This is a genomic window from Streptomyces sp. KR55, from assembly GCF_052245645.1.
Classification (GTDB): Bacteria; Actinomycetota; Actinomycetes; order Streptomycetales; family Streptomycetaceae; genus Streptomyces; species Streptomyces flavusporus.
This window is the reverse complement of the sequence record NZ_JBQQCE010000230.1, coordinates 1-14,745: the sequence shown is the minus strand read 5'-3', so window position 1 is coordinate 14,745 and position 14,745 is coordinate 1. Positions and strand designations below refer to the sequence as shown.

General features: G+C 71.6%; 16 protein-coding genes and 1 pseudogene. 6 read left to right on the top strand and 11 right to left on the bottom strand.

Going from position 1 to position 14,745, the window contains the following annotated elements; translation table 11 throughout:
- Positions 1 to 241: LysR family transcriptional regulator (locus tag ACTWQJ_RS29335; RefSeq protein WP_443309555.1), on the bottom strand; the 241-nt coding region annotated here is incomplete at its 3' end.
- 138 nt (positions 242 to 379) lie between these two features.
- Between ACTWQJ_RS29335 and ACTWQJ_RS29330 the strand changes: the two genes are divergently transcribed.
- The 6 genes from ACTWQJ_RS29330 to ACTWQJ_RS29305 all read left to right on the top strand — a co-directional run bounded on the left by ACTWQJ_RS29330 (position 380) and on the right by ACTWQJ_RS29305 (position 4,896).
- The gene (locus tag ACTWQJ_RS29330; protein WP_351078001.1) at positions 380 to 460 is read left to right on the top strand and encodes a putative leader peptide; all 81 of its coding nucleotides are present in this window, start codon (positions 380 to 382) and stop codon (positions 458 to 460) included.
- Positions 461 to 650: 190 nt separating this feature from the next.
- On the top strand, positions 651 to 1,778 hold the full coding sequence (gene sfnG / locus ACTWQJ_RS29325; protein ID WP_443309554.1) for a dimethylsulfone monooxygenase SfnG: 1,128 nt from the start codon (positions 651 to 653) through the stop codon (positions 1,776 to 1,778).
- A gap of 39 nt (positions 1,779 to 1,817) precedes the next feature.
- Positions 1,818 to 2,375 (top strand): NADPH-dependent FMN reductase, encoded by a 558-nt coding sequence (gene ssuE / locus ACTWQJ_RS29320; RefSeq protein WP_443309553.1) that lies wholly within the window; start codon positions 1,818 to 1,820, stop codon positions 2,373 to 2,375.
- Positions 2,372 to 3,568: an SfnB family sulfur acquisition oxidoreductase gene (locus ACTWQJ_RS29315; protein ID WP_443309552.1), complete on the top strand. Its 1,197-nt coding sequence runs from the start codon at positions 2,372 to 2,374 to the stop codon at positions 3,566 to 3,568. The genes ssuE (ACTWQJ_RS29320) and ACTWQJ_RS29315 overlap by 4 nt, the downstream gene beginning before the upstream one ends.
- A 27-nt stretch (positions 3,569 to 3,595) precedes the next feature.
- Positions 3,596 to 4,762: an LLM class flavin-dependent oxidoreductase gene (locus ACTWQJ_RS29310; protein WP_443309551.1), complete on the top strand. Its 1,167-nt coding sequence runs from the start codon at positions 3,596 to 3,598 to the stop codon at positions 4,760 to 4,762.
- Positions 4,759 to 4,896 carry a hypothetical protein gene (locus ACTWQJ_RS29305; RefSeq protein ID WP_443309550.1) on the top strand — a complete coding sequence of 46 codons (138 nt, stop codon included), beginning with the start codon at positions 4,759 to 4,761 and terminating at the stop codon, positions 4,894 to 4,896. The genes ACTWQJ_RS29310 and ACTWQJ_RS29305 overlap by 4 nt, the downstream gene beginning before the upstream one ends.
- A 453-nt stretch (positions 4,897 to 5,349) precedes the next feature.
- Here ACTWQJ_RS29305 and ACTWQJ_RS29300 read toward each other — a convergent pair whose 3' ends face one another.
- The 10 genes and pseudogenes from ACTWQJ_RS29300 to ACTWQJ_RS29255 all read right to left on the bottom strand — a co-directional run bounded on the left by ACTWQJ_RS29300 (position 5,350) and on the right by ACTWQJ_RS29255 (position 14,625).
- Positions 5,350 to 5,718, bottom strand: a complete 369-nt coding sequence (locus ACTWQJ_RS29300) for a MerR family transcriptional regulator (protein WP_443309549.1) — start codon at positions 5,716 to 5,718, stop codon at positions 5,350 to 5,352.
- Positions 5,719 to 5,776: 58 nt separating this feature from the next.
- Complete coding sequence (locus ACTWQJ_RS29295; RefSeq protein WP_443309548.1) at positions 5,777 to 6,817, bottom strand: MDR family NADP-dependent oxidoreductase; 1,041 nt, start codon at positions 6,815 to 6,817, stop codon at positions 5,777 to 5,779.
- A gap of 110 nt (positions 6,818 to 6,927) precedes the next feature.
- Positions 6,928 to 7,482, bottom strand: a complete 555-nt coding sequence (ssuE, locus tag ACTWQJ_RS29290; RefSeq protein ID WP_443309547.1) for an NADPH-dependent FMN reductase — start codon at positions 7,480 to 7,482, stop codon at positions 6,928 to 6,930.
- A gap of 12 nt (positions 7,483 to 7,494) precedes the next feature.
- Positions 7,495 to 8,880 (bottom strand): FAD-binding oxidoreductase, encoded by a 1,386-nt coding sequence (locus ACTWQJ_RS29285; RefSeq protein WP_443309546.1) that lies wholly within the window; start codon positions 8,878 to 8,880, stop codon positions 7,495 to 7,497.
- Complete coding sequence (locus ACTWQJ_RS29280) at positions 8,877 to 10,040, bottom strand: acyl-CoA dehydrogenase family protein (RefSeq protein WP_443309545.1); 1,164 nt, start codon at positions 10,038 to 10,040, stop codon at positions 8,877 to 8,879. Before ACTWQJ_RS29280 ends, ACTWQJ_RS29285 begins: the two co-directional genes overlap by 4 nt.
- Complete coding sequence (locus tag ACTWQJ_RS29275; RefSeq protein WP_443309544.1) at positions 10,037 to 11,035, bottom strand: ABC transporter substrate-binding protein; 999 nt, start codon at positions 11,033 to 11,035, stop codon at positions 10,037 to 10,039. The genes ACTWQJ_RS29280 and ACTWQJ_RS29275 overlap by 4 nt, the downstream gene beginning before the upstream one ends.
- Positions 11,032 to 12,135: pseudogene (locus ACTWQJ_RS29270) on the bottom strand (LLM class flavin-dependent oxidoreductase). Before ACTWQJ_RS29270 ends, ACTWQJ_RS29275 begins: the two are co-directional and overlap by 4 nt.
- 8 nt (positions 12,136 to 12,143) lie before the next feature.
- Positions 12,144 to 13,142, bottom strand: coding sequence for an ABC transporter substrate-binding protein (locus ACTWQJ_RS29265; RefSeq protein WP_443309543.1), 999 nt, complete (start codon positions 13,140 to 13,142; stop codon positions 12,144 to 12,146).
- Entirely contained in the window at positions 13,139 to 13,867 is a 729-nt protein-coding gene (locus tag ACTWQJ_RS29260; RefSeq protein ID WP_443309542.1) for an ABC transporter ATP-binding protein, read from the bottom strand. The genes ACTWQJ_RS29265 and ACTWQJ_RS29260 overlap by 4 nt, the downstream gene beginning before the upstream one ends.
- 5 nt (positions 13,868 to 13,872) lie before the next feature.
- Positions 13,873 to 14,625, bottom strand: a complete 753-nt coding sequence (locus tag ACTWQJ_RS29255) for an ABC transporter permease subunit (protein WP_443309556.1) — start codon at positions 14,623 to 14,625, stop codon at positions 13,873 to 13,875.
- Between the last annotated feature and the right edge of the window lie 120 nt (positions 14,626 to 14,745).

Below are 14,745 nucleotides of genomic sequence, written 5' to 3'. Positions count from 1 at the left end.
CACCACGCAGCCGGTCGACCGCGTCCAACACGCTCATGGTGTGCGGCAGCAGTTCGCGGCCCTCGTCGCTGATCTTCGCCCCGGACCGCTTGCGCTCCAGCAGATCCACGCCCAGTTCGCGCTCCAGATTGCGCACGGTCTCGCTGAGCGCGGGCTGGGACAGGTGCAGTTCCTCTGCGGCGCGCCGCAGCGACCCCAACCGCGTGACGGTGGCGATGTATTCAAGCTGTTCGATACGCACGGCCAGGAGACTGCCGTTCGCCGCACACCGGGTTCAAGGGAATCCCTGTCACAACCTCGTGAATCCCGACTCTCAGCATGTGGAATGACATCCGGGCATTCTTGACCCGCCGGACTGCCCACTGCTTTGATCGAAGACATGAAGCGACAGGACCTCACGCGGCGACGCCACGTCGACCTCGCGCGTGTCTCCAGCTCCTGCTGTCGCTGTCGGGTCTGAGCGCGCCCGAGGGAAACCCTCGCACCTGCGCCGATTCTCCCTTCGCGAATTCCACCGCCGACCGTCTTCCGTGCTGATTTCGGTCTCTCCGGGAACGTCGTCCCCGCACACCTGAATCCCGATCACTGAACACGTTTCCCTGTCATCGCACGCGCCTTTTCGCATGCGCGTTTCCGCGAGGAGTTCCCCCATGCCCGTACCGCCCGGATCCGACCCCGTCCGCTTCGCCTACTGGGTGCCGAACGTCAGCGGCGGCCTGGTCACCAGCACCATCGAGCAGCGCACCGACTGGGGCTACGACTACAACCGCGAACTGGCCGTGCTCGCCGAGAACAACGGCTTCGACTACGCCCTCAGCCAGGTTCGCTACATGGCCAGTTACGGCGCCGAGTACCAGCACGAGTCGACCAGCTTCAGCCTCGCCCTGCTGCTCGCCACCCAGCGGCTGAAGGTCATCGCCGCCGTCCACCCCGGCCTGTGGCACCCGGGCGTCCTCGCCAAACTCGGCGCCACCGCCGACCACCTGTCGGGCGGCCGCTTCGCGGTCAACGTCGTCAGCGGCTGGTTCAAGGGCGAGTTCACCGCCCTGGGCGAGCCCTGGCTGGAGCACGACGAGCGCTACCGCCGCTCGGAGGAGTTCATCCGCGCCCTGCGGAAGATCTGGACCGAGGACCACGCCGAACTCGCGGGTGACTTCTACCGGCTGCGCGACTTCTCGCTCAAGCCCAAGCCGCTCAACACCCCCGAGCGGCCGCACCCGGAGATCTTCCAGGGCGGCAACTCCACCGCCGCGCGCGCCATGGCCGGCCGGGTCTCCGACTGGTACTTCTCCAACGGCAAGGACCTCGACGGCGTCACCGAGCAGATCCATGACGTCCGTGCCTCCGCTGCCCAAGCGGGCCGCAAGCCACCGAAGTTCGGCCTGAACGGCTTCCTCATCGCTCGCGACACCGAGACCGAGGCCCGCGACACGCTGCGCGAGATCGTCGCCAAGGCCGACACCCCGGCCGTGCACGGCTTCCGGGACGCCGTCCAGCAGGCCGGGCAGTCCACCGCCGACGGCAAGGGCATGTGGCAGGACTCCACCTTCGAGGACCTCGTCCAGTACAACGACGGCTTCCGCACCGGCCTGATCGGCACGCCGGAGCAGATCGCCGAGCGGATCGTCGCCTACAAGCGCCTCGGCGTGGACCTCTTCCTTCTCGGCTTCCTGCACTACCTGGAGGAGGTCGAGTACTTCGGCAAGCGGGTGCTGCCTCTGGTCCGTGAACTGGAGGCCCGGGAAGCCGAGTCCGAGCCCATCGACGCCCGAGTCTGACCGCCATCCGCATCCGACACGACCCTGAAAGGTCCTCGCATGGCCACCGTCCTGTCCGTCTCCGGAAGCCCCTCCGCCACCTCCCGCACCGCCCGACTGCTGCGCCACCTGGACGACCGGCTCAGGGCCCATGGGCACGACGTCATCCCGCTCGACGTCCGTACGCTCCCGCCCGAGGCCCTGCTGCACGCCGACTTCCGGCATCCGGCGATCGTCGAGGCCACCGCCCTGGTCGAGCGGGCGGACGGGATCGTGATCGGCACCCCCGTCTACAAGGCCGCCTACTCCGGGCTTCTGAAGTCGCTGCTGGACCTGCTCCCGCAGTACGCCCTGGCGGGCAAGACCGTCCTGCCGCTGGCCACCGGCGGCACCACCGCCCACGTCCTGGCCATCGACTACGCCCTGCGCCCCGTGCTGAACTCCATGGGCCCCGCCCACATCACGCCGGGCTGGTTCACGCTCGACAAGGACATCACCGTGGCCGACGACGGCACCCTGACCGTCGCTCCGGGCCCCGCCGAGGTACTGGCCCAGGTCACCGACCAGTTCTCGCTCGCCCTTGGCGGCCGCCCGACCCTGCTGGCGGCCACCGGATGAGCGCCGCGACCGTGATCGCCGACGACGCCGAGGCCCTCGTCGTCGCCGCCGAACTGGCGGCGGACTTCCGCAAGGACGCCGCCGAGCGGGACGCGCGGCGCAGACTTCCGCATGGGGAACTGGGGCGGCTGTCCGCCTCCGGGCTGCTCGGGGTGGCGGTGCCCGCGGAGTTCGGCGGCGCGGACGTCCGTACGGAGACACTCGCGGAGATCTTCCGGCTGCTGGCCTCCGCCGACGCCAGCCTCGCGCAGATCCCGCAGAGCCACTTCGTGTACGTGGGCGTGCTGCGCCGGCAGGGGACGCAGACGCAGAAGGAGTTCTTCTTCGGCGAGGTGCTGGCGGGGAAGCGGTTCGGCAACGCCCAGTCCGAGGCGGGCACCAGCCACGTACAGGACATCCGAACGCGGCTCGCGCGGCGCCCGGACGGGTCGTACGTCCTCGACGGCGTCAAGCACTACTCCACCGGCGCGCTGTTCGCCGACTGGATCCCCGTCCTCGCCCACGCCGACGACGACAACCTGCACGTGGCGTACGTGCCCCGCGACGCGCCCGGCCTCACGGTCGTGGACGACTGGGACGGGATGGGGCAGCGCACCACCGCCAGCGGAACCGTCCGCCTGGAGTCGGTGCCTGTGCCCGCCGACCGGGTGGTGCCGCACCACCTCACCTTCCAGGGGCCCCAACTCCACGGGGCCGTCGCCCAGTTGCTGCACGCCGCCATCGACGCCGGAATCGCCTCCGGAGCACTGGCCGAGGTCGTGGAGTTCGTCCGCACGAAGAGCCGTCCATGGTTCGAAAGCGTCGACGAAGGCCACGCGACCGCCGCCGAGGACCCGCTGCTGATCCAGCGGTTCGGGGAACTGGCTATCCGCGTACGGGCCGCCGACGCGCTGCTCGTCACCGCGGCGCGGTCCGTGGACGCCGCCCGTACCGACCTGAACGACGACTCCGCCGCCGAGGCCTCCATCGCGGTGGCCGCCGCAAAGGTGACGGCGGCGGAGACCGCTGTTGAGGTCGGCAGCGCCCTCTTCGAGGTCGCCGGCACCCGGTCGGCGCTCGACTCCCTGGGGCTGCACCGCCATTGGCGTGACGCCCGCACCCACACGCTGCACGATCCGGCCCGCTGGAAGGTCCAGCACATCGGCCGTTACCTGCTCAACGGTACACGGCCACCCCGGCACGGCCTGCTCTGACGAACCAATCCCCCATCGGAGGCCCACGTGTCCCTCACCTTCCACTGGTTCCTGCCCACCAACGGGGACAGCCGCCATGCCGTCGGCGGCGGCCACGGCACCCCGGTCACCACGACCGGCGGTGACCGGCCGCCGACGGTCGCCTATCTGAGCCAGATCGCCCGCGCCGCCGAGGAGTTGGGCTTCGTGGGCGCGCTCACCCCCACCGGCGCCTGGTGCGAGGACGCGTGGCTGACCACGGCGATGGTCAGCCAGAATACCGAGCGGCTGAAGTTCCTGGTCGCCTTCCGGCCCGGCTTCGTCTCGCCGACGCTCGCCGCGCAGATGGCGTCCACCTTCCAGCGGCAGACCGGCGGACGGCTGCTGCTCAACGTGGTTACCGGCGGCGAGAGCCACGAGCAGAAGGCTTACGGCGACTTCCTCGACAAGGATGCCCGCTACCGCCGAACCGGCGAATTCCTGGAAATCGTCCGGGGGTTGTGGCAGGGGAAGACCGTCGACCTGGCGGGTGAGCACCTCCGGATCGAGGAGGCGAAGCTGGCCCGGGTGCCCGACCCGGTGCCGGAGGTGTACTTCGGCGGGTCCTCGCCCATCGCCGGGGAGGTCGCGGCGAAGCACGTCGACGTGTACCTCACATGGGGCGAGCCGCCGGCCGCGGTCGCCGAGAAGATCGCCTGGATCCGAGGGCTGGCGGCCAAGGAGGGCCGCACCCTGCGCTTCGGGATCCGGCTGCACGTCATCACCCGCGACACCCCCGAGCAGGCCTGGGCGGAGGCGAACCGTCTACTGGAGGGCTTCGACCCGGAAACCGTGCGGTCGGTCCAGGCTGGGCTCGCCCGCAGCGAGTCCGAGGGCCAGCAGCGGATGCTCGCCCTGCACGGCGGCGGCAGCCGCGACCGTCTGGAGATCCGCCCCAACCTGTGGGCCGGCATCGGCCTGGTCCGCGGCGGCGCGGGCACCGCCCTGGTCGGCAGCCATGACGAGGTCGCCGAGCGCATCAAGGAGTACCACGCCCTCGGCATCGACGAGTTCGTGCTCTCCGGCTACCCGCACTTGGAGGAGGCGTACTGGTTCGGCGAGGGCGTCCTGCCACGGCTGGAGGCGCGCGGGCTGTGGAGCCATCCGTTCCCCGGCGCGACGGCCGCACAGCCCGTCGCTCAGATCCCCTTCGCGGACGCCGGGAGCCGGCGATGACCCACGTGATCGCCGACGACGCCGAGGCGGTCGCTCTCGCCGCCGAGCCGGCCGCCAAGTTCGCCCGCGAGGCCGCCCTCCGTGACGCGGGACGCATCACCCCGGGAGAAGTGGTCCGGCTGATGTCCAACTGAGAAATCCCTGGGCTTGCCCTTGGCGGGCGGCGGAGCCGGACGCAGCCGTCCGAAAGACGCCTGATGCGATGCCGATGGTACGGGCGAATGCCGGATCGAACACCACCAGCTCTCCCGACCTCGGCGCATAATCGCGGAAGCTCGGTGTCAACCTACGCTTGGCTTGTGAGGGCCCTTGTCAGCACGGCCCACCTCGCTGCCCGTGCTCCGGAGCTGTCGTCTCCGTCGCAGCGGTTCGCTCACAGTGCCCGGGCCGCATAGGCCCTGACGTCCGCGTCCGGGTCCGTCGTCGCCGTGGCCAGGGCCGCTCGGGACCATACTTATCCGGTAGGGATAGTGGTGTTGCGGAAGTGTTGCGCCACCTGGCGCATCGCCGGATACGTCGCTGACCTGGGCTTTCGGTAGACGGGAGGGAAGACCTGCCAGGGTCCGCCGGCACCGAACGGGAAGGGCCTACGCCCGTCCTGTCTGCTGCGCCAGCCGGGAGCGCAGCAGGCTCAGGCGGTCGATCGCGGCGTCGATGGCCGCCAGCCTCCGCTCGACCACGCCGGAGGCGAGGGAGGCCGCGTCGGCGTTCGCGCAGCGCCGCCCCGGATCCTCGACCAAGAGCTGGATCCGGTCGGCGATGCCGCGCAGGTCCTCGACGGTGAGGCCGAGGCCGAGCAGCTCACGGATGACGCGGACCCGGGCGATCTCGTCGGGCCCGTACCGCCGTTGGCCGGTGGCCGTGCGCGGCGGCGGGGGCAGCAGGCCGCGCTCTTCGTAGAACCGCAGGGCCCGCGGGGTGGTTCCGGCTGCCGCCGCCGCGTCTGAGATCCGCATGCCGACCCTCGCCTCGGTCCGTGTCGCGCGCCGGCTCGCGAGGCGCGGCGGCGATCCGTCACTGGGGCGGCAGCTCCACGACGACGGTGCCGAAGTGCCGCCCTTCGAACAGTTCCTGCAACGCTTGAGGGGCTCGTTCGATGCCCGGGATCCGCACATGCGGAAAGGAGATCTCACCGGAGCGCAGCCAGGGGCCGAACCGTGTGATCCACTCGTCCGCCACTTCGGGGTGGTCCGTGCCGCTGTAGCCGCGCAGCGTGATCCCCTGGGTGATGACGCGGTAGGAGTCGATGTCGGCCGGCGCGCTGCCGCCGCCCCTGTCCGTCGACAGTTGTCCGGACAGCGCGCCGACCAGCGCGAAGCGGGCACCGCGGCGCGCTGCCGTGAGTGCCACGGTGAGGTGTTCGCCGCCTACGGTGTCCACCAGGACGTCGATGCCCTCGGGCGCCGCTTCCCTCAGTTGCCCGGCGAGCGTGGCGGACGGGGAGCGGGGCACCACCACCGCGTCATAGCCCAGTTCGGTGAGCAGCCGATCGGCCTTGGCCGGGGAGCGGGTACTGCCGATGACTCTGCCGGCACCCAGCAGCCTGGCGACCGGACCTGCCAGGGTGCCCACCGCGCCGGCCGCCCCGGTGACGAACACCGTGTCGCCGGGGCGGATCTCGGCGAGCCGGGTGAGCGCGCCGTAGGTGGCCGCTCCCGAGGACAGGTGTGTCACCGGGTCGGGCAGCTCATCGCCGATCGGGGTGCACCGGTCCGCCGCGAGCAGCGCGTGCTCACGCCAGCCGAACAGGTGCGTGACGGCGTCTCCCGGCCGGAGCGGGCTGCCGGGGCCCGCGGCGACGACCTCGCCCACAGCGGGACCGAAGAGAGCGTCACCGGCGTGGATCGGCGGCAGCGGTACGCCCTCGACCTCCCCTCCGATGAGGGTCCGCAGCCCTGGGAAGACGAGGAAGTACTGGTTCCGCACGACGACCTGTCCGGGGCCCGGAGCGGTCAGCGGCTGTGTGACGACGGCGAAGTGCTCAGGGCCGGGCAGCCCTTTCGGGACGGTGGCGAGCCGGATCTCGCGGGTGGCAGAAGGCAGGGCACTGGCCATGCGGAGTCTCCTGGTCGGGGCGGGCGTGGCGGGGCCGGCCGGTCGTGGACGGCGCGCAGACGCTAACCCTTGACGTGCGCGTCAAAGGCAAGCCGGCCGCCGCTTGTCGCTCACGCCGCAGCCCTCAGCGGCCGACGTTCGCTGAGGGCGGCGGAGAACTGGTCGACGACCTGGTCCAGCGCCTCCCTCGTGCCCGGCTCCACGATGATGCCGCCGTCCTGCCGTACGTCGATGTGCTTGTCCAGGACGAACCAGCCGGGCGTGATGTGGGCCGGGCCCATGGAGGCGAGGACCGGGCGCAGGGCGTAGTCGATGGCCAGGACGTGGGCGGTGGTACCCCCAGTGGCCAGTGGCAGGACGGTCTTGTCCTTCAGCGCGTACTGCGGCAGCAGGTCCAGCAGCGACTTGAGCAGCCCCGAGTAGGCGGCCTTGTAGACGGGGGTTGCGACGACGACTCCGTCGGCCTGGGCGAAGAGCGCGCCGGCCTCGACGATCGCCGGATGACCGAAGTCGGCGTGCAGCAGGGCCTCGGGCGGGAGCGTGCGGACGTCCAGGGGGATCACCTCGTGTCCCTGCGCGGTGAGCCGGGTGTCGAGGTCGCGCAGGAGGCGGGCGGTGCGGGAGGTGGGGGAGGGGCTTCCGGAGACGGAGAGAACTGTTGCCATGAGGGATCTCCTTCACAGGGCCTTGCCCGGGTTGAGGATGTGGTGCGGGTCGAAGGCCGCCTTGATGCGCTGCTGCAACGCGTGCTGCTGCGGGCCGAGTTCGTCCGCCAGCCACCGGCGCTTGAGGGTGCCCACGCCGTGCTCCCCGGTGAGGGTGCCGCCCAGCCGCAGCGCGGCGGTGAAGATGTCAGACGCCGCCCGCCAGGCCGCGTCCGGGATGGCGGGAGTGCCGGGGTCCAGGACGAGGATGGGGTGGAGGTTGCCGTCGGCGGCGTGCGCGAAGGTGAAGATCCGAACGTCGTGGCGCTCGGCGGCCGCGGAGATCTCCCGGACGGCGTCGGCCAGGCGGGTCCTGGGCACCGCGATGTCCTCGATCAGCACCCGGCCCAGCCGCTCCAGGGCGGGCAGCGCGAGCTTGCGGGCCGCGAGCAGCCGGTCCGCCTCCGCCGGGTCGGCGGTGGTCTCGACCGACGCCGCACGCCCGCGCAGCATCCGTGCCGCCAGTTCCGCCTCGGCCGCCGCTGCACGTCCGTCGCACTGCAGAAGCAGCAATGCCCCACCATGGGATCGAAGATCGGTGCCCTGCGCGTCGTCCACGGCGCCCAGCACCGGCCCGTCCAGCAGCTCCGCCATGGAAGGCTCCAGCCGGGCGGCGGTCAGCGCCGACATGGCCTCGGCGCCCTCGGCGAAGGTGCCGAAGTACGCGGCGACGGTGGCCGTCGACTCCGGAACCGGGCGCAGCCGCAGCGTCGCGGCAGTGATCACGCCCAGGGTGCCCTCCGAGCCGGTGAACAGGGCCGTCAGGTCGTAGCCGGTCACCCCTTTGACGGTGCGCCGGCCGGTCCGTATCGGCGTGCCGTCCGCGAGCACCACGTCGAGACCCAGCACCGCATCGCGGGTCACCCCGTACTTGGCGCAGCGTAGCCCGCCCGCGTTGGTGGCGATGTTGCCGCCCACGGTGGAGATCGCCGCGCTCGCCGGATCCGGCGCGTAGCGCAGCCCGAACTCGCCTGCCGCGCGGTCCAGGTCGGCGGTGATGACACCCGGTTCGACAACCGCGATCTGCTCGTGCGGGTCCAGGTCGAGGATCTGGTTCATCCGGGACAGGTCCAGCACGACCGCGCCCGCGCCGGCATTCGCGCCGCCGGACAGTCCGGTCCCGGCCCCGCGCGGCACCACCGGCACCCGCAGCGCGTGCGCATGCCGCAGTATCGTCCGCACGTGCTCGGCGTTCGCCGCGTGCACGACGGCCAAGGGCTCGCCGTCCGGGCGGCTGCCGGAACGGTCGGCGGCGTACGGGGCGGTGGCCTCGGGGCCGGTGGTGAGCGCGTCACCCGGCAGGTCGCGGCTCAGGGCGGCCAACAGCGACTCGGCCGCGCCGAGTTCGGTGACGGTCATCCGGTGCCCTCCAGTGCACGGCCGCCGACGGCGAGCAGCGCGACGTCCTCCTGCGGTGCGTGCACCAGGGCGCATTGGACGTCGCGGAAGTGGCGCTCCAGCGGGTTGTCGCGGCTCAGCCCCGGATTGCCCAGTAGCCGTACCGCCAGCCCGACCGCCTCGACGGCGTGCCGGTCGGCCAGGATCCGGGCGCCCAGGGCCAGTTCGGGGGTGTAGGTCTCGTCGGCCGCGTCCACCCGCTCCGCGCCGCCGAACACCAGCTGCTCGGCGGAGTCCAGGCGCACAGCGATCTCTCCGGCGGCCCGGCGGAAGCGTTCCGTACCGGCGACCGGGTGGCCGAGGTTGGCGGGGATCCGTTCGCGGGCGAAGCGGTGGAAGTACCGCTGGGCCGCGCGGGCCACACCCAGGTACAGGGCGGCGAGCGGGAGGTGGAGAGCGGCGGCGGCGCGGTTGTCCTGCTCGGCGCCGGGACCGTGGGCGGCGATGTCGACCACGTTCCCGGCGGGGATCTCCACCTCGTGCAGCGCGATGTCGTGGCTGCCGCTGGCCCGCAGCCCCAGGTGGTCCCAGCGATGGGTGATCTCGATGCCTGGGGCGGTGCCGGGCACGGCGAACGTGCCGACCCGTGGCGTGGGTTCGTCCGTGGTGGCCCACACCAGCAGCCAGTCGAGCCCCTCCACGCCGGTGGCGAACCGCTTGCGGCCGGTGAGGGACCAGCCGGTCGCCGTGCGCCGGGCCACTGTCGCGGGCAGCCCGCCACGCGCGGGGGAGCCGAGCTCGGGCTCCACCCGCACGTGGTTGAGCAGTACCGGCCGCTGTGCGGCTGCGGCCAGGACCTGCCCGTACAACTCCTCGGGCCAGTGCGGTCGTACGGCCTGGCGGTGGTGGATGGTCAGGTTCATTGCCGCGATGAGGGCCACCGAGGGGTCGCCTTCGCCCAGGGCGTGCAGGATGCGGGCGGTGGCGGCGACCCCGAGGCCCGGCCCGCCGTAGCGCTCGGCGACGGTGGCGGTGAGCAGCCCCGCCTCGTGCGCGGCCCGGATCCCGTCGGCGGGGAAGGCACCCGTGCGGTCGTACGCGGCAGCCGTGGCGGCGAGCCGGTCCGTCACCGAGGCGAGGGCGGCGAGATCGGGCACGGGCAGCCGAAGAGCGGTCGTCATGAGGAAAGGGCCTTTTGCAGCGGGGAGTTGAGACGGTCGGTCCAGAAGGCGGAGACCTCAAGCGGCTGCTTTAGCGCACCGAGGTCCCGGAAGGCGTCGGCGACCTCCTGCTGGGACGCGGTGGCCTGCGCGGTCACCACCTGCATCTCGGTCTTCCGCTGTGCCTCGCCCTCCTCCAACTCCTCCAGCGCCTCCTCCACCGGCTGGTGCGTGGCGGCGGCGACGACCTTCGCGTACTCCTTCTCGTGCCCGTCGCGGACGTACGCGTACGCCTGGTCGATACGGGCGAGCAGATCCGCCAGTGCCTCGCGTTCGGCCGCGCTGCCGAGCGTGTCGGTGGAGGCGGTCCACAGGAAGTTGCCGGAGAGGATGTCCTTGCCGGAGCCGATGGTGCGGGCGCCCTGCTGGTGGGCGGCGATGATCGCGTTGCCGTATCCGGCGAAGGCGTCGATCGAGCCGCCGTTCAGCGCGGCGAGTGCCTTGTCGGGCTCCAGCGGGGCGGCGGTGATGTCGTCCCAGCCGAGTCCGGCCTGCTTGAGCAGTTCGTAGAGGAAGTAGTGGGCGGTGGTGTTCTTGACGTAGCCGACCTTCTTGCCCTTCAGCTGCGCGATCGAGGTGGCCTCGGAGCCCTTGGGGGCCACAACCTCCTGGTTGAGGGTGTTGCCGCGCTGCACGGCGACGACCTTGAAGTTGGGCTTGCCGTCGGCGGCGGCGAAGACCGGCGGGATCTCGCTGGAGCTCGCCACGTCGAGCGCCCCGGCTCGTACCGCCTCCAACTGTTTGTCGCCGCCCTGGAAGAGACTCCATCGCACCTGGTACGGCGTGTCGTCGAGGTGGGCGAACTTCAGCAGGGCCTCCTCGCGCTTCCAGCCCGTCGCGCCCACGTGCAGCGTGACGGTGTCATTGCCGTCCTCGGCGCCCGCGGGGCCGCCGCATGCGCTGACTGCCACGACGAGGAGCCCGGCGAGGGCGAGCGCGCGCCCCGCCCGCCTCACGCGGCCGCTCCCGAGGCGGCGCGGTGCGCCAGCTCCTGGCGCACCAGCGGAAGGACGTGACGGGCGTAGTCGATCGCGTCGTTGAGCGGGTCGTAACCGCGGATGGACAGCAGCTCGCAGCCGATGTCGACGTAGTCGAGCAGCGCCTTGGCGAACGTCTACGGGGAGCCGACGAGCGCGGTGGAGGCGCCGGCGGCGTTGGTGGCCGCGGCGGGGGCGGTCCACAGGCAGCGGTCGTGCACCTCGCCGCGCTCGGCGACGGCGAGCAGCCGCTGGGAGCCGACGTTGGCGGGGGTGCCCTGGCCGAGCGCCGGGTAGTGGCGCTGCTTGGCGCGCTCGGCGTGGTTGGTCCTGATGGCGCCGAGGATGCGGTGGGCCTTTTCCCAGGCCAGTTCGTCGGTGGGGGCGATGATCGGGCGGAAGGAGACCCAGATACGGGGGCGGGGCCGGCCGACGGCGTCGGCGTACTTGTGGACCGCGGCTATCTGCTCGGCGGTCTCCTTCAGCGGTTCGCCCCACAGCCCGAAGATGTCGCCCTGCTGCCCGCCGACCCGGTAGGCGTCCTCGGAGGATCCGCCCACCGAGATGGGAATGGTGCCGTGGTACGGGGTGACGTCGGAGCGGAAGCCCTCGAAGCGGTAGTGCGGGCCCTCGTGGGAGACCGGCCCGTCGGCCGCCCACACGTCGCGCAGGATCCGGATGTACTCGTCGGAACGCGCGTACCGCTCGCTCTTACTCAGGTAGTCGCCCTCGCGGCGTTGCTCCTCGTCGCTGCCGCCGGAGATGATGTGCACCACCAGGCGCCCCTTGCTGATCCGGTCCAGCGTGGCCAGGGCGCGGGCCGCGTGGGTCGGGAAGATCACGCCGGGGCGGTGGGCGAGGACGGGCTTGATGCGTTCGGTGTGGTGGGCCACGAACTGCGCCAGTTGGAGCGCGTCGGGGGAGGCCGAGTGGTAGGTGACGAGGGTGTAGTCGAAGCCGCCGTCGTCCAGGGCGCGGGCGTAGCGGCGGGCGTAGTCGACGTCGATGCCCGTGCCCGCGGTGGGGTCGCCCTCGGTGGCGAGGTTCGGGTGGACGGCGCTGATGAACTCGACGGGCATGGCGGGGCTCACTCCTTGATGAGGCTGGTGTCGACGTGGTCGGCGACGGTCGGGTTCGGGGTGAGGACGCCGATGCCGTGCATGGTGTCGCCGACCTTCTGCACGGCGTCGATCACCTGTGGACCCACCGGCAGCAGGTCGCCGTTGGCCTGGCTGACCAGCTTCTTCGCGACCTCTGCGGAAGCGCCGTTGTTCTGCTGGATCGCCTTGGCGTAGTCGTCCGGGTGCTTCTGCGACCACGCCAGTGCCGTGTCCAGGCGGCGCAGGTAGTCCGCGATCGCGGCCTTCTTGCCCTTGTCGGCCAGTGCCTTCTCGGAGGCGCCGATGAAGCCGTAGCCGCTCACGCGTCCGTCGGCACCGTTGACGAGGAGCCGGCCGCCCTGCTGCTCGGCGACGGCCTTGTAGACTCCGAAGGTGGCCCAGGCCTCGACCTTGCCCGAGGTGAACGCGGCCTGAGCGTCCGTAGGCAGCAGGTACTGCACCTTGACGTCGTCGTAGCTCAGCCCCGCCTGCTGCAGCACGTGCGCCAGCAGGTACTCGGCGATGGAACCCTTGGCCGAGGAGACCACGACCTTCTTGCCCTTGAGGTCCTTGACACTCCTCACCGACGAGTCGTCCCGGACCACGATCCCGGTGTGCGTGCCGTCGTTGTGCAGCGCGCCCACCGCCTTGACCGGCACACCGCCGGCCAGCGCCTGGAGTGTGGGGAGGTCGGCGGCGTACGAGGTGTCCGCGGCGCCCGCCTGCACGGCCTGGAAGAGCGGCGCGGCGCCCTCGAACTCGGCCCACTTCACGTTGTACGACGTCCCCTTGAGGGCGCCGGAGGTGTTGAACAGGGTCTGCAGGTTCTTGGCCTGGTCGCCGATGGTGAGGGTGACGCGCGACGAAGAGCCACCGGACGCGGCCTCGCTGTTCCCGCCGCAGGCGGCGGTGGCGAGGAGCGCGGCGAGGACGAGAGCGGAGCTCAGCGGACGGCTGATGCGGGTGACGCGGTTGACGGGGTTCATGCGGGTGCCTCTTCCAGGGGATGCGCCGAGGCGTCCTGGACGCCCAGGCGCCGCAGCAGTTCGCCACGGAGTCGTACGAAGTCGGGGGAGCCGAGGTCGCGCGGGCGCCGCAGGCCGACTTCGGCCTCGTATGCGATCCGCCCGCCGTCCATCACCAGGACCCGGTCGGCCAACAGCAGCGCCTCCTCCACGTCGTGGGTGACCAGCAGCACCGAGCAGCCGTGCCGCTGCCACAGATCGGAGACCAGCCGCTGTGCCCTGCCTCGGGTGAGGGCGTCCAGCGCGCCGAACGGCTCGTCCAGCAGGAGCAGTTCGGGTTCGCGGACCAGTGCGCGGGCCAGCGAGACGCGCTGGGCCTGGCCGCCGGAGAGGGTCTTGGGCCAGTTGCCCGCGTACTCCTCGATGCCGACCTCGGCCAGGTAGCGCTCGGCAAGCGTCCGGTCGGGCGAGCCGGGCAGGCCGAGCACCACGTTGCGCCACACGCGCAGCCAGGGCATCAGCCGCGGCGACTGGAAGGCCACCGAGCGGCGTTCCGGCACGGTGACCTCGCCCTCGGTCTCACTGTCGAGCCCGGCGAGGATCTTCAGCAGCGTCGACTTGCCGCAGCCGCTGTGGCCGAGCAGGGCGACGAACTCGCCCTGGTGGATGGTGAGATCGAGCCCGTCGATGACGGTCTTGTCGTCGAAGGCGCGGGTCAGCCCGCGGACCTCCACGTTCGTGGTCATCTCTGTCACGCCCCTTCGCCGTCGAACGAGGCCCGCCAGGCCAGCAGCCGCCGCGACAGCAGTCGCACGGCGAAGTCGCACAGCAGCCCCAGTACGGCGTAGACGGCGAGGCACAGGACGATCACGTCGGTCTGGAAGTACTGCTGGGCGTTGCTCATCAGGTAGCCGATGCCGGCGTCCGCGTTGACCTGCTCGGCGAAGACCAGGGCCAGCCAGGCGGTGGACAGCGCGTACCGCAGCCCCACCAGCGCTCCGGGCAGCGCGGACGGCAGGATCACGTACCGGATCAGGCCGATGCGGCCGAGGCCCGCCATCCGGCCCGCTTCGATGAGCTGGGCGTCGGCGGAGCGGATGCCGCCGTAGATGTTGAAGTACAGCGGGTAGGTGACTCCGAGCGCGACCAGCGCGATCTTCGGGGTCTCGTCGATGCCGAACCAGACGATGAACAGCGGGATCAGCCCCACCCAGGGGATGGCCCGGAACATGCCCATCGACGCGTCGATGACGTCCTCACCCAGCCGGAACAGTCCCGCGGCGAGCGACAGCGCGAGGGCGACGGTCGCACCGATGAGGAAGCCGATTGCGGCGCGGCGGCCGGACGCGGCGATGGCCTGCGGCAGTTCACCGGTCCCGGTCAGGTCGACGGCCCGCTGGACGACGTCGACGGGGGAGGCGAGGACGGACTCGGGGAGCACGCCGGTGGTGCTCGCCAGGAACCACACCGCCAGCAGCCCGACCGGCCCGGCGGCTCGGCGCACGCTGCGCGGTACGCGGAGGGCGGGGCGTTTGCGTGGCCGGGAAGGGGCGGTCGTCTTCGCCGGGTTCGGGACCCGGGGTGCGGTTGTGCGCGTCGGCGGCGACGTTCCGGAGACGGCGGT